Annotated in this window: 13 protein-coding genes; 7 read left to right on the top strand and 6 right to left on the bottom strand. The window is 69.3% G+C overall.

The features are described from left to right. Positions 1–61: 61 nt before the first annotated feature. Complete coding sequence (locus FV223_RS00190; protein WP_147724698.1) at positions 62–613, bottom strand: fasciclin domain-containing protein; 552 nt, start codon at positions 611–613, stop codon at positions 62–64. Between the two features lie 383 nt (positions 614–996). Here FV223_RS00190 and FV223_RS00195 point away from each other — a divergent pair, with 383 nt between their 5' ends. The 3 genes from FV223_RS00195 to FV223_RS00205 all read left to right on the top strand — a co-directional run bounded on the left by FV223_RS00195 (position 997) and on the right by FV223_RS00205 (position 3999). After that, on the top strand, positions 997–1470 hold the full coding sequence (locus FV223_RS00195) for a PRC-barrel domain-containing protein (RefSeq protein ID WP_246689547.1): 474 nt from the start codon (positions 997–999) through the stop codon (positions 1468–1470). Between the two features lie 26 nt (positions 1471–1496). Beyond that, positions 1497–1778 carry a hypothetical protein gene (locus FV223_RS00200; RefSeq protein WP_147724574.1) on the top strand — a complete coding sequence of 94 codons (282 nt, stop codon included), beginning with the start codon at positions 1497–1499 and terminating at the stop codon, positions 1776–1778. 937 nt (positions 1779–2715) lie between these two features. Further along, positions 2716–3999 carry a type II restriction endonuclease gene (locus tag FV223_RS00205; protein WP_246689548.1) on the top strand — a complete coding sequence of 428 codons (1284 nt, stop codon included), beginning with the start codon at positions 2716–2718 and terminating at the stop codon, positions 3997–3999. Between the two features lie 45 nt (positions 4000–4044). On the opposite strand, the gene FV223_RS00210 is transcribed toward FV223_RS00205, so the two are convergent. Further along, complete coding sequence (locus FV223_RS00210; RefSeq protein ID WP_187275991.1) at positions 4045–5220, bottom strand: permease; 1176 nt, start codon at positions 5218–5220, stop codon at positions 4045–4047. A gap of 209 nt (positions 5221–5429) precedes the next feature. On the opposite strand from FV223_RS00210, the gene FV223_RS00215 reads away from it, so the two are divergent. The 3 genes from FV223_RS00215 (at position 5430) to FV223_RS00225 (ending at position 8451) form a co-directional block, all read left to right on the top strand. Beyond that, on the top strand, positions 5430–5846 hold the full coding sequence (locus FV223_RS00215) for a hypothetical protein (RefSeq protein WP_147724580.1): 417 nt from the start codon (positions 5430–5432) through the stop codon (positions 5844–5846). Positions 5847–5874: 28 nt separating this feature from the next. Continuing rightward, the gene (locus FV223_RS00220; RefSeq protein WP_147724582.1) at positions 5875–7029 is read left to right on the top strand and encodes a hypothetical protein; all 1155 of its coding nucleotides are present in this window, start codon (positions 5875–5877) and stop codon (positions 7027–7029) included. 288 nt (positions 7030–7317) lie between these two features. Beyond that, positions 7318–8451, top strand: a complete 1134-nt coding sequence (locus FV223_RS00225) for a hypothetical protein (protein ID WP_147724584.1) — start codon at positions 7318–7320, stop codon at positions 8449–8451. A 254-nt stretch (positions 8452–8705) separates the two neighbouring features. Here FV223_RS00225 and FV223_RS00230 read toward each other — a convergent pair whose 3' ends face one another. Further along, positions 8706–9479 carry a glutaredoxin gene (locus FV223_RS00230; protein ID WP_147724586.1) on the bottom strand — a complete coding sequence of 258 codons (774 nt, stop codon included), beginning with the start codon at positions 9477–9479 and terminating at the stop codon, positions 8706–8708. A 57-nt stretch (positions 9480–9536) separates the two neighbouring features. Between FV223_RS00230 and FV223_RS00235 the strand changes: the two genes are divergently transcribed. Beyond that, positions 9537–9941: a MerR family transcriptional regulator gene (locus tag FV223_RS00235; RefSeq protein WP_210247481.1), complete on the top strand. Its 405-nt coding sequence runs from the start codon at positions 9537–9539 to the stop codon at positions 9939–9941. A gap of 8 nt (positions 9942–9949) precedes the next feature. On the opposite strand, the gene FV223_RS00240 is transcribed toward FV223_RS00235, so the two are convergent. The 3 genes from FV223_RS00240 to FV223_RS00250 form a co-directional block, all read right to left on the bottom strand. Beyond that, the gene (locus FV223_RS00240) at positions 9950–11275 is read right to left on the bottom strand and encodes a multidrug ABC transporter ATPase (RefSeq protein WP_187275992.1); all 1326 of its coding nucleotides are present in this window, start codon (positions 11273–11275) and stop codon (positions 9950–9952) included. Between the two features lie 100 nt (positions 11276–11375). After that, positions 11376–12143, bottom strand: a complete 768-nt coding sequence (locus FV223_RS00245) for a GNAT family N-acetyltransferase (RefSeq protein ID WP_147724590.1) — start codon at positions 12141–12143, stop codon at positions 11376–11378. Continuing rightward, positions 12133–13005 carry an aminoglycoside adenylyltransferase domain-containing protein gene (locus FV223_RS00250; protein ID WP_147724592.1) on the bottom strand — a complete coding sequence of 291 codons (873 nt, stop codon included), beginning with the start codon at positions 13003–13005 and terminating at the stop codon, positions 12133–12135. The genes FV223_RS00245 and FV223_RS00250 overlap by 11 nt, the downstream gene beginning before the upstream one ends. Positions 13006–13128: the final 123 nt, after the last annotated feature.

A 13128-nucleotide genomic window follows, 5' to 3' on the forward strand; every position in this document is an offset into this window, starting at 1 on the left:
GACCTGGGCGTACGGGGCGGGTCGCCCGCCCGTTACGGACGACCCGTCCCGGCGGCTGGACTTACTTCGGCATCAGGACGCTGTCGATGACGTATACGACGCCGTTCGACTGGAACACGTCGGCCTGCTCGACGAAGGCGCCGCCGCCCTTCTGGTCGATCAGCGCGAGCCGGTCGCCGTCCATCTTCACGGTCAGCACCTGGCCCTCGACCGTCTTCAAGTTGGCCTCTGTACCGCCCATCTTCGCCTTGGCCATCAGCTCCTTGGCGTCGAGCTTGCCCGGGACGACGTGGTAGGTGAGCACGCCCATCAACGTCTTCTTCATGTCGGGCTTCAGGAGCGTATCGACGGTGCCGGCCGGCAGCTTCGCGAAGACCGCGTTGGTTGGGGCGAACACCGTGAACGGGCCCTTGCCGCTCAGGGTGTCGGCGAGCCCGGCGGCCATCACGGCGGCGACCAGGGTCGTGAGGTTGCTGGCCTTGGACGCGTTCTCCACGATGGTCTTGTCGGCCATCATCGGAGCGCCGCCGACCATGGGTGCGGTCTCGGCGAAGGCCGGCGCCGCGAAGGCCAGGCCGGAGGCGAGGAGGGCGGCGGTCAGGGTCGTACGCATCATTGAAAGTCCTGTTGACGTCATAACGGCTCGATCATCGAGGCTCGTGACGACGTTACGGACCCATGTGCCTCTCCGTTTCACGGGTTAGATCACAAGAATTTCATCGACGGCACGCAAGAGAAGAGGGATTAAATTTTCTCCATCTCGAATGGACCAAACGCTTACTGCGGGAAACTAGAATTTCCACTCAGAGCCAGCATCTCTACCGGGCTGTTTCTGGGGAAATCATGACCAAACATTTATGCGCGACCTCTTTTTTCTGAACGTTTCCTGAACGCGGACGTTAGGGCCCCGAACCGTGCAGCCAGGGATTTGGTACGAGCCCGGTCCCGAGAGGGACGATCTGGCTGCATCTTCGAAACGACAATCGGGAGAACGTCTTGTCCTATCGCACGAGCACCGCCGCCCTCGCGCTTGCATGCCTGTCCGTCCCGGCCCTGGCCCAGACGACGCCGACGACCCCGGCACCGGGCACGGCCATGCCCGCGTCCTCCGACATGACGTCGTCCGGCATGGGGATGAAGATGGCCGACACCGCGACGGTGAAGCTGAAGTACGTCACCGTGAAGCCGGCCGACGTGATGTCGTCCAAGCTCGTCGGCACCACCGTCTACAACAACAAGAACGAGATTGTCGGCGAGGTCGAGGACCTGGTGATCGAGAACGGCAGGACCCTGACCGGTGTTGTCGTCAGCGTCGGCGGTTTCCTCGGCATGGGAGAGAGCTACGTCGTGCTCGACCCGTCGACGCTGGCCATCAGCGACAAGGACGGCAAGTGGATGGTCCACGCCGACACCGACAAGGACACGCTGAAGAACGCGCCGAAGTTCACCTACTCGAAGAAGAAGAGCTGATTTCGACCAACGAAGGAGAGACGACCATGAAGCACACCATCCTCGCCTCGGCGCTCCTGGCCGGCCTCGGCCTCGGAGCCTCGACCCTGCCGTCCTCGGCTCTGCCCGTGAACGCGGCCGGCGTCGCCCCCTCGACGAGCGCCGACCTCGTCCAGGTTCGAATGTCGCGCCGCGAGATGCGCCGCCATCGCATGATGCGCCATCGCCGGATGCGGCAGGGCCCGGCCAGCCGCGGCAATGCCGGCATGCCCTCGCGCGGGGCCGGCGGACAGCAATACGGCGGAACGACCGGCGGACCACGTCGCTGACCTGACCGTAAGGTGATCCACGGGGGCCTGTCGCCCTCGCGGATCACCGATGAAGCGCCGCCGGCCGGCACATCTGCCACCGGCGGGTTTCCCATGAATCCGGATACCGCATGATCTTCCCGGAAGCGCTCGGATGCCTGGAGGGCCTGGGCCGTTCGGCAGCGGCACTCGTGCCAGGGCTCGTCATCGCCTTAGTCCTGTTCGGCGTCGGATTGCTCACTGCCCAAGGGGTCCGTGCCGCCGTGCGCCGGGCTACGGAACTGCGGCAGGCATCGTCCGGCTCCGCCGCGGTGCTCGGGTGGATCGCCGGCGGAATGACCATCCCAACAACGTTCCGCAACCAGACAGCCAGGAAGTCACGGCTGTTAGCCGCTTCCGGCCGACGAACATGCTTTAGCGGTCTCGCGAGGCGTCCGGATCGTGCCGGACCTCGCTCCCCTCCGCGAGGATGAAGTGCAGGCGCATCGCGTCTTGAGAATGGTAGCGTTAGCGTATGTTGTGGGGGGCGCGTCGGCCGGACACGCGGCCTGTCTCCCAAGCCGTCCAGGATCGAGGAAGCCCGGTGAACGTCCGTCGCCGCTTGCCGCGCGGCCATTCCGGTCCGACCCCCGCGCGTGCACGTCGCCGCCAAAATGGTCGCGCACGCCCAGGTCGTTTCGATCCACGATGCCGGATCCTTGGCCCATCGCGACACATTCGAGCCATCCGCGGGGGATGCCCATCGTGCGAAGGCAAACTCAAACGCCCGCAGAACTCGATGCCATGGTCTGCCGGCCCGGCCCGGGAAGGAACGGCCCGGAGGCCATCGAAACCCGAGGTTGCGGTGCCGCGAGAGGCGGGTATATCGGTCGGAACCCCACGGGGGTAACCGGCGACCCTTGGCGAACCGGCCTCCGGCGCGGCGCGGTCGCCGATGGCGAACGATGGGAGACGACGCTTGGACGGACCCTGGGTCGCCAACCTCATCCGACACTGGCGCGAGGATCCCGGCGCATCCTATCGGACGTGGTTCCTCTGGGAGGAGCGCATCAAGAACTTCCGGTCGATCCGCCGCGGGCTGCAGGCGGTGGTCGACGAGATCAGGGCCGACACCTTCGGCAACGCCTACCGTGGGTCTTCGCTGGAGACGGTGGTCCATTCCATCGCCGAGCAGCGGCAGGTTTTCAGGGGCGCCGACCACGCCTTCCTCTGGAAGCCGAAGCTGCGCATCCCCGACATCTACGAGGATCGGGCCAACCAGGTCGCCTTCGGGCGTTTCCTCGACACCTGTCTCTGCTGCAACGCCGAGGCGCACGTGCTGGCCGCGATACGCGCGCTCGACGACGTGCGCATCAAGGGCCTGGGCCCCGCGGCGGCGAACCTGCTCTACTTCCTGCATCCGACCTGGGTGCCTCCCTTCAACACGGCCATCGTCAAGGGTTACAACGCCCTCACGGGTGCCAACGTGAAGCTCGGACGCTGGGACCAGTACCTGGCGATGCGACGCGGGATCGTCGACCTCAACGGCGAACATCGCGCCCTGCTCTCGAACGATTTCGGCGCGGTCGCGGGCTTCCTCTTCGACGTCGGGTCCGGACGCTACCCGCTGCCCGAGCGCGATGCGGAGGTGGCCCTCGTGCGTTGGCGCGCGGACCTGGAGCGGGTGCGGGCCGAGGCGGGCGGGACGCCGTCGAAGGCGGCCGTCGCGGCCGGGGAGGCGGACCACACCCACACCGAGATCCAGGGCTGGATACGCGACCTGGGCCTCGCCCTCGGCTTCGACGTCTGGATCGCGTCGAACGACGCCAGCCGCCCCTATGCCTCGGGCCGCCTGTCGGACGGGTGCCTCGCCCGATTGCCCGAGGGACTGGCCGCCAATGGCTCGGCCGACACCGTCCGGCTCATCGACGTGCTCTGGATCGATAAGGCGTGCCGGGACGTGGCGGCGGCCTTCGAGGTCGAGCACACGACCAGCATCTACTCCGGGATCGTGCGCATGCTGGACCTCGCGCTCGGCGTGGAGGGCGGGATGGCCCGCAACTTCTTCCTGGTCGCACCGGACAACCGCGAGGAGGACGTCAGGGCGCAATTCGCCCGGCCCGCGTTCTCCCGTGTCGGCGAGCTCGACCTGCGATACCTTCCGTACAGCGAGCTCCGAGGCCATCGCGAGACGATCGCCCGTTTCGGGAGCGGCCTGAAGGGCGTGCTGGCCATCGCGCGACCGATAGCGCGGAGGCCATGACGCCCTGTGTCCATGCGCCCTCGCGGCGACGATGGCGTCCCCTTCTCAGCGACGTGCGTGCATCGTGTGGTCGCGCCCGTGCTGGTCGCCGTGCCCATCGTCACCCTGCTCGCCATGACCGTGATGCATCGGGTTCTTATGGCTGACCCAGAACAGGTAGGCCGCGAGCGCGCCGAACAGGAGGTTGAGCCAGAACGTGTAGTTCAGGCTGAACTCGGTCATCTGCGCACGCACGTCGATGTCGCGTGACGGGATCCAGCCAAGCGCAGTGAACGTCAGGTCGACGACGAGCGCGGCGGCGGCCATCGTCACGAAGAACACGCCGCCGATGTAGGCGGCCATGCGCCAGCCGAAGTAGCGGCGGTAGATGTCGAGAAGCGGGATCACGATGAGGTCGGCGTAGAGGAAAGCCAGCACGCCGGAGAAGCTCGCGCCGCCCGCCCATAGCACCGCCGCGAGCGGCACGTTGCCGATGGAGCAGACGAAGGTCAGCACGGCGATGAGGGGACCGAGCAGCACGTTGACCGGCACCTGCAGCCAAGCCGGGGCGTCGCTCAGGAAGAGGGTCCTCCAGACGCCGTCCGGAACCAGCGCGGCGAGGAACCCGCCGATCAGGAATCCCAGCGCGAGGTCCTTCCAGAGCATGCGCCATTCCATGGCGAAGTTCTGGGCCACGCGGATGCGGGCCTCCGGCTTGGCCAGCCGCGCGCGCCAGGTCGGGCCATCCACGGTCATGCTCATGTGCTCGTGGCCGCGGCTCTCCTCCTCGTGCGCCCGCGCCTCCTCCACGAGCCGCCTCGGATAGGTGAGCGTCACCAGCGCGCTCATGATGGCGATCAGCACCACGCCGCCGACCCACTCGCCCAGCATGAACTGCCAGCCGAGCAGCACGTAGAGGATCAGTCCGAGTTCGAGGACGAGGTTGGTCGAGGCGAACAGGAAGGCGAGCGAGGTGACGAGCGCCGCGCCCTTCTTGAACAGGGTGCGCATGATGGCGGCCGAGGCATAGGAACAGGAGGACGAGGCTGCGCCGGCGAGGGTCGCCAGCGCGATCTCGCGCACGCTGCCGCCGCCGAAGGCTTTCCGCATTTGGTCCGAGGAGACCACGGACTGGAGCACGGCCGAGATGGTGAATCCCAGCACCAGGCTCCAGCCCGTCTGCCAGAACATGCCGGCGGCCATCAGGAACCCGCCTCCCGCCCCGTGGATGATCGCGTCCATGGTGGTTCTCCGCATCGACGCCGGCTCGCCGACGACCGTCCGTCTTGATACAGGCCAGATCCCTGGCCGCATTAATACCCCTCATGGGTACGCAGCGCATCAACCGGCGGGCTGCAGCCCGGTTTCCGAACGAAGGCCCAGGGCGTCTCGGCCCTGGCGAAATCGGCGCCCGGTACCCATCTCGTGGTCGGTCACGCTTGGGGGATGCGATGAGCTTGCCGTCGAACCTGGAAACGGAAATCGCGGGTTACGCGAGCGGCGCGGCGGACGTCGCCGAGATCAACGTCGCCATCGAAACGGCCTGGGCGACGGTCCTAGCCGATCCGGCCTCGCGCGCGGAGGCCGCCGGACTGCTCGGCTTGGCCGCCGCGGACCTGCCGGCACGAAGCCCCTTCGTCGCCAAGCCGGCGGAAGCGGGCCTCGCCGATGCTGCCATCGCGATATTCGTGACCCTCGGCGGGTTCGCCGGAAGCGTCGCGACGGATCTTGCCAAGGATCTCGTGAAGGATGCCATCAAGGCCGCAACGAAGGCGGTTTGGGAGAAGCTCCTGAAGGCGCGGGCCGAGGAGTCGCTTCCCACGGGAGGCATCGGTCCCGAGGTCGTCACACCCGATGACGTCCAGTGACGGATCTGCCTCCGCGCCTCGTCTGACCTTGCTCGACGCCGGCCGCCGGACCGCCCTGGAGATCCGTTACGCGGTTGCGGCGGCGTTCCGGTCCGGGGGCCTTCCCGGCACGAGCGAGACGGCCGCCGCGCTTTTGACGGACGGGATCGTCGGCCCGGCGCTGGCGCGGTCGAATGTCGTCCGGACGCTGCCCGACGCCCCCAGGTCCCAGGCGGTTGCCGCGTTGCGGGACCTCGTCCAAGCCGTCGAGCTGCCCGCTGGCTGCCCCGCATTCGATGCGATCCGCACGCGGTCCGATGACTTCCGCGCGCGCCTCGAACACGCCGGGTGCGTCGAGGACGCGCCGATGCCGGGCGAGATCGCGTCGCTCTTCGGCATCCTCGACGGTGTCGTCGCACGGCTCTACGGCGGCCTCGACGTCTCCGTTCGCCTGCCGGCCGTCCACCTTGCGTTGGGACGCCTGCATTCCGACCAGGTCGCGGGCCTGCTCGACAGCTCCGCCTTGAGCGGCTCGTGTCGGTGGATCGACGGAAGCGACCTGGTCTCCGTCGTCACCCTTAGCATTCGCGACGATGCGTTCGATTGGGACTGCGCGTGCCATCTCCCCTATGTGCTCGCCCACGAACTCGTCTGTCACGCATACCAAGGGACGGCCGTCGCCGACGGCGCGGAACCGCGTCTGCAGGTCGACGGGTCGTGCGCATGGTCCGAAGGATGGATGGACGTCATCGCCTTGTGGTTGGTCGAGGCATGGGTCCGCGGCGATCAGGAAGGCAAGCCCGCCTGGATCGTGCAGGAGGCGACCGATGTCCTTCGCGCCTGCAGTGCGCTGAACGCGAGGCGGATCGGGGCACAGGCGACGTTGCCGCCGATCCAGCGAGGCCGCAGGATCTACGCACGGCGGGCCGTCGACCGCCTTCGTGCCGAGTTGGACCGGTTCGGCGACGGCGACGGCGATGCCGGCATGGTCGGAGGCCGGAACCGGGTTCTTGCATTCTCCCTGGCACTGAACGCTCTCAGGCTGCCGCAGTCCGACCGCGACCGGGTCGTCGACGCGCTCGGCTTAGCCCTGGAAACCTCGTTCGGCATCGACCGCGACGAACTGATCGCCGCCGTCGTCGACTTCTCGGCGACAGGGGACATGGTCGCCCTGAGGCGAACGCTGGCTGACTACGAGGGTTGATATTTTCGCCCGGATCCCGATAATATGGATCCTGCTTCTAGGCACTCCGGTGACATGAGCCAAAACCTCAAGATCAAGCGCGGCCTGCTTAGGCTGGGCCGTGCGACGGTGAGGGAACTGGCGGCCTTCGCCGACGCGAACGAATCGACGGTCCGCAACTACCTGACCGAACGCAGGGACCTGTGCACGCGGGAGGAGGTCGCCCCGGCCGGGCGCGGACGCCCGTCGCTGACCTGGACGCTCACCCCGTCCGGGCGGGCGGTGCTTCGCGAGGAACTCCGGGCCGAGATGTTGGCGTCGGACGATCCCGCAATCGACGAGGAGCGGGCGACGGCGTTGGAGCACGTCAAGACCTCCTTGCGCGATCTCGACGAGCATCTGGCGGGGCTGGAGGCCGGGGACGTCTCCGAGGACCGCGATGCGGCTTTCGCCTATCTTCGTGCGCGGACCAAGGCGCTGTCGCGCGCGGTCGGGCGGCTGGCCGGAAGCGGGCCGAGCCTCGTCGCCGAGGAGATCGCGCTCCGTGGCATCGACGGCCGTCTCGATGCCCTGGACGAACGGCGGCAGGCCGTCGAGGCCGTGACCGAGGTGGTCCGTGAGTCGATCTCCGACGGGATGTCCGCCTGGGTCCGCCGTCTCGCGGGCGATATCGGGAGGACGGTGAGGGGGGCCGTCGGCACCGGCGACGTCTTCGTGCCCGACGGGGTCACCGACCTGGGTCCCGTGCTGATCATCGACGCTTCCGGACCGTTCGTCGGGAGCGATCCCCTGCTCGACGCGGCGCGCCGGGCGAACGCCCCCGCCATGTGCCTCCATGTCCCCATGCTGGCCGAGGCCGAGATGGCGTCGCTCCTCACGCAGGTCGCGAGCAGCTGCGCCGAACTCGCGGGGTCGTGGACGCGGCTGGTCTACCGGTACGATAGCCGGCATCCGGAAAGCCGTTCGCTCCTCGACAGCTTCGGGACGTTCGATGACGCCAGGTGGCAGGCGTCGTATCCCATCGAGCCAAGCCGGATTCCGGGTCCGCATCCCGGCGACGTCCATGTCAGGCATGCCAAGCGTATGCTGGGGGTCGCGGGCAGGTTCGCCTCCGGTCTGGATCCCGCGCCTCGGCGGTTGCCCGGCCAGTCGGGGTCTCCGGTCTTCGAGGCGTCATCGCCCCGGATCGTAGCCCTCTGGTGCGATGCGGCGGAGCCGTCCGTCGTGCGCAAGGGCAGCCGGTCCGGGGCCGGTTGGATGTTCGAGGGAGCGCCGATGACGCCCGACGAGGCGATGGTGGCCGTCCGCGTCTCTCCGGCCGACCTCCTCGGGACGATGGCCGCCACATCGCCACCGCATGCCGGCCCGACCGCCCTCGCGGCCCAGGGCCGCCCGGCCCGCGAGGCCGCGGTCACGGCATCCGGGATCGCATCGGCCGACTGAGCATCGCGTCGACCTCCAGGTCCCGGACGCCCGACGTAGGCCGGATCGCCCGACCGGCGTGACATGGCCTCGCGCCCTCCCGCGCACATCCGGAGCCGCCATGCCTACGACACGTCGGTCGAGGGCGCGGCTCGGCATGGGGAGCGTCGAACGAGGCCAGCGCCCGGCTGCGGTCGTTGACGGATGCGGGGCGCCGGTATCGGCCGGGCGATCCTTCGACATGAACGGCGCGGTGCGCCGGGACGGAGACGACGTCAGTGATGCGAGAACAGCATCCAGACGGCCATGGCCACCATCATCACGTTCTCGGTCAGCGACACGAAGCCGAGCGGCACCTTGCTCGACCCCCCGACGCAGGCGCACTTGATGTCCCGCTTGTCGAGGTAGACCGCCTTGAACACCGAGACCGCGCCGACCGTGCCGATGAAGAGGGCCACCGGGATGGAAATCCAGTCCAGCGCGCCCGCGATCATCAGGATCCCGGCCAGCCCCTCGCAGAACGGATAGGCGTAGGCATAGCGGACCCAGCGCTTGGCGAGCAGGTCGTAGCCCAGGAACATCGACGAGAAGGTCTCGACGTCCTGAAGCTTCAGGAGGGCGAGCACGCACATGCTGAAGGCGATGAACCATTCGGCTGAATGCATCGTCAGGGCGGTCCCAAACGCCGCGTAACTCGCCGCCAGCGCCATCGCGGCGGTCATCGCGAACACCGCGACGACCGGCTTGTAGGTGGTGGCGTCGGGGTCGGCGACCGCCTTGCCGAGACGGCGGCGCAGGTCGTCGTAGCCGCCGACGCGCTCGCCCGCGATGAACGTCTGCGGGGTGGTCCTGACCCCGTGCTCAGCCTTGAACGCGTCCGTCTCCTCGCGCGTCCGAAGCCAGCGGTCATCGACGGTGAAGCCCTCGCGTTCGAGCAGATCCTTGGCCTTGAGCCCGTATGGGCAGACGTGCTGGTCCGTGACCATGCGGAAGACGGTGGCGCTGCGGGCCTCCGTCCGCGTCGCGGCGGGCGCTGCGGTGGCTGTCATGAATGGGTTCCTTGGGCGGGATGGACCTGTATCCGACGCTGTCGTAACCTCCGTACCATGGTACGGAGTCAAGCGATGAACGCGACGATCGCCGCCTTCGCCCAGGCGGGTGGGGTCGGCGTGGAGACGGTGCGCTACTACCAGCGCCGCCAGCTCCTCCCGACGCCGCCGCAGGCCGGGGGCGTCCGGCGCTACGGCCCGGAGGATCTCCGGAGGCTCCGCTTCATCCGTGCGGCGCGGGCCGCGGGCTTCACCCTGGAGCAGGTGGGCGAGCTCCTGTCGCTCGACGCGGGCGAGGACCGCGGCCGCGCCCTTGCCCTCGCCGAGGCGCGCGCGGTCGCCCTCGACGCACGGATCGCCGAATTGCGCACCGCGCGGGACGCCCTCCGACGTCTCGCCCGCGCCTGCGCCTCGACCGATACCGGCCCGTGTCCCATCCTCGCCGCCTTCGAGCGCGGTTGAGGCACGGGTCACGCCTCCGCGATCCGACCCCGGGAGATATCCGGGGCCGGCTCCGCCCCGCCCGACCGGCGCCCCGGTTCGACGGCGTCCGCGAAGCCGAGCACCTTCGAGACCTCCTCGAACCGCGCCCGGGCATCCGACCAGGCCTGGGCGAAGTCGAACAGCTCGCGCAGGGCCGGCGCGATCTCCTTGTAGGCGGTGAGGGCGGCGACGAGGGCGCCGAGCGACAGTTTCCCCTGGACGACGAGGTAGCCGCCGACCAGGAACAGGAAGAACGGCGTCAGGTTCGAGCTGTAGTTGTACAGCCCCTTCAGCCTGCCCTTGAGGTCGCCGATCTCGACGCGCATCCGCTCCAGATCCTCGGCTTGACGCATCTGGGGGGCGAGGCGCGCGCGGTCGGTCCACTCCCGCTCTCCGGCCCCGCCGGGTTCGGAGGGGCGTCCGCGCCCCGCACCGGCCAACAGGGCGCCGAGGGCGCGCGTCGCGTGGACACGCTGACGGACCTTGGCGTTCAGCCGCCGTTGTAGCCGCGGCAGCACCGTCAGCTGCAACGGCAGCATGACGAGGGCCGCTGCGGCCAGGGCCGGGTTCTGGAGGAGCAGGAACACGACGCTGGTGACGAACACCCCACCCTGGACGATCGGCACGGCGACCAGGCCGCCCCCGAAGTAACCGATGGCCTCCACCTCCTGGATGGCGACGGCCGCGAACGTGGCACGCCGCTCCTCGGACCGCTCGTCGCGGGCCTCGCGGACGATGGACAGGCGCAGTCGGCGCACGATGCGTTCGTTCACGCGGCCGCGGATGCGGCTCGCGCCGTACTTGATCAGCCCGTTCAGCGAGAGGACGCCGAGATAGCCCGCGCAGAGGGCGAAGAGCAGGCCCGTCCGGTCCACGTCCAGCCCCGGGAGGCTCATGCCCGGCAACCCGTGTCCGCCCGGGTCGGAGAGCGCGTGGTTGATGATGTGCTTGGGTATCTCCAGGAGCATCCAGGCCATCGGGAGCGTCAGGACCGAGATCGCCACGAGGCGTACCTGTTGCCGAAGCGTCGCGCGCAGGACGAACGTCTCCAGCGTGGTCCGCACCGCAGGACGCCGAGGATGTGGAGGGGCCGCACTTCCGGTCCGGCGCGTCGCAAACCCCGGCGGCATGCGCCCGGACGACCGCCCGGGACCCGGCCACCGGAAGGCGAGCCGCCCGGCCATCCAGGCGGCCCAGGCCGGGCCGAGGACGAGCGCGACGGCGACCGCGAGGTCGATCCACCAATGGCCGAACGGGTAGTCGATGCCCGCGAGCCGATGGAAGAAAGCGTGAAGGATCGGGATCGCGTCCATCGGGTAACCTTGCGTCGGGCCATCCCCTGCCGGGCCTGCCGCGGGGAGGACGGAGCCGAGCGCGCTTGGCGACACGGCGGCGTGTAGGTGGGCGGACGCCTCAGCGGCCTCTTCGAGATCGGTCCGTGCGGAAAGACCCGCCAGGACGGTCCGAGTCCCCATCGACCGGGGCGGCCAGCCGGTCGAAACGCGAGATCCTCACGAGGCCGAAGCCGTACTGCGTCCTCGTTCGGACGACCCACCTTGAGAGCCCGGCGCGCTCCGCAGCCCTGAGCGAGGGGGAATTGTCCTCGTCGATGAACGCGACGACGCGGCGCTTGCCGAGGGAGGCGGCCCGATCCGCCATCAGACCGACGACGGCGGTCATGACGCCGAGACCGCGGTATCCGACGGGCGTGTAGGCGTTTTCGAGCATCGCCTCGTTCGCCTCCAACTCCGGCAGCCCCCCGGCCCGCCGTATCGCCGCTCCGTAGCCGGGCTCCGTCAGCCACTGTATGTGGCAGGGACGTCCCGACCGAACGTCGACGGCCACGAAGCAGCGGCTGGGGAGGTCGCCGCTCCCTACCTTGCCGAGCCTCCACAGGACGTCGCCCCGCTCACGTTCGGCGGCTGCGTCGCATCCGCGGGGGAACAGGGCCTCAAGGTCGCCCGCCCGGTAATCCCGCAGCCGGATCGGGACCCTCGCTCCCGGCGTGTCGAATGGGACGGTGACGTCCCGCCGCAAGCCGACCGAGATCCACCTGCCGTAGGGGCCCTCGCGCAGCCGGCGGCCGATCCTGTCGAGGAAGGCGGGGATGCGCGCGTCCGTCGGGTCGTCCGGCGACGGCGCCGGCCCCGACGCGGCGCCATCGCCTGACCTACCGGCCATGGTCGATCTCCGCGGGCGAGGCGGTGAAACGGCTTCGTCGCCGTCGCCCACGCGCATCGGCCGCGAAGGCGGCGGCATCGGCCACCGCGAATCCGGCGAAGGCCAGCACCGCGTCCCGTCGGCTTCGGGGGTCCGGGTACCCCGGCGCGGCACTTGGCTCCCGACGGATGCGGAGCGCCTCCTCGACGACGGGGCGCCACTCCGCCGGAAAGGCGATCAGGCCGTAGAGCCCGGCGCCGCTCTTGGACGGCACCCGGCCGGTCGCGAGGGCGTAATGCAGCCTGCACAGGCCGAGGACGGCACCTTCCACGTCGCCGTCTGCGAGAAGGACGGGCTCGTCCCCGCTCAGGGTGGCGAGCACCCGCGACAGCCACGGTCGCCAATGGCCGTCGATGCTGGCGTCGAGCCAGCGGTCGAGGCAGCCGGGGTCCCGCCAGGCGCCGGTGCCCGCGCAGAGCGGGCCGCGCACCGTCACGGCGGCGTCCCGCAGGACGCACCACGTCATCGGATCCCGGTACCGACGTCCGGACCTCACGAAACGGCCACCCTCGACGCAAGGCCCTTCCGCGCGCGAGACGGGACCCGAACGAAGCTCGTCCCAGGTGGCGTAGAGTCCGTCGAGCCCAGGGACGTGCACGGCTTCGTGGAGCCGCGCATGGACCTCGGCGAGCGACGCCAGGGCATCGTCCCCGGCACGCGAGGCCATCACGGCGACGAAATCGAGGTCGCTCAGGCCGGGCCGGAAATCGTCCAGCGCCGCGGAACCGACCAGGTAGAGCGCCTCGACCAGATCGGGGGCGGCGTCATCGACCGCTGCGAGATAGGCGTCTGCGGCCCGGCGCGCGAGGGGATGCACCGTCATGGCCGCACCCGGCCAGGGCGGCGCGCCAAGGCGGCCGCACGGGCCTCCGGAGATGTCCGCGCGGAACATTCGACACGGAGAGGATCCGGCCCATCGGCTTCGGTGCGTCGCGGGACGGATGGC

It is taken from the genome of Methylobacterium sp. WL116, assembly GCF_008039455.1.
Taxonomy (GTDB): Bacteria; Pseudomonadota; Alphaproteobacteria; order Rhizobiales; family Beijerinckiaceae; genus Methylobacterium.

What these genes read in the sequence shown, in the direction of transcription:
- FV223_RS00245 (WP_147724590.1), bottom strand. Translation starts at nt 12,143, where the DNA reads ATGGCCGGTAGGTCAGGCGATGGCGCCGCGTCGGGGCCGGCGCCGTCG.
- FV223_RS00240 (WP_187275992.1), bottom strand. Translation starts at nt 11,275, where the DNA reads ATGGACGCGATCCCGATCCTTCACGCTTTCTTCCATCGGCTCGCGGGC.
- FV223_RS00200 (WP_147724574.1), top strand. Translation starts at nt 1,497, where the DNA reads ATGAAGCACACCATCCTCGCCTCGGCGCTCCTGGCCGGCCTCGGCCTC.
- FV223_RS00225 (WP_147724584.1), top strand. Translation starts at nt 7,318, where the DNA reads ATGTTGGCGTCGGACGATCCCGCAATCGACGAGGAGCGGGCGACGGCG.
- FV223_RS00210 (WP_187275991.1), bottom strand. Translation starts at nt 5,220, where the DNA reads ATGGACGCGATCATCCACGGGGCGGGAGGCGGGTTCCTGATGGCCGCC.
- FV223_RS00215 (WP_147724580.1), top strand. Translation starts at nt 5,430, where the DNA reads ATGAGCTTGCCGTCGAACCTGGAAACGGAAATCGCGGGTTACGCGAGC.
- FV223_RS00230 (WP_147724586.1), bottom strand. Translation starts at nt 9,479, where the DNA reads ATGACAGCCACCGCAGCGCCCGCCGCGACGCGGACGGAGGCCCGCAGC.
- FV223_RS00190 (WP_147724698.1), bottom strand. Translation starts at nt 613, where the DNA reads ATGCGTACGACCCTGACCGCCGCCCTCCTCGCCTCCGGCCTGGCCTTC.
- FV223_RS00250 (WP_147724592.1), bottom strand. Translation starts at nt 13,005, where the DNA reads ATGACGGTGCATCCCCTCGCGCGCCGGGCCGCAGACGCCTATCTCGCA.
- FV223_RS00235 (WP_210247481.1), top strand. Translation starts at nt 9,537, where the DNA reads ATGGTACGGAGTCAAGCGATGAACGCGACGATCGCCGCCTTCGCCCAG.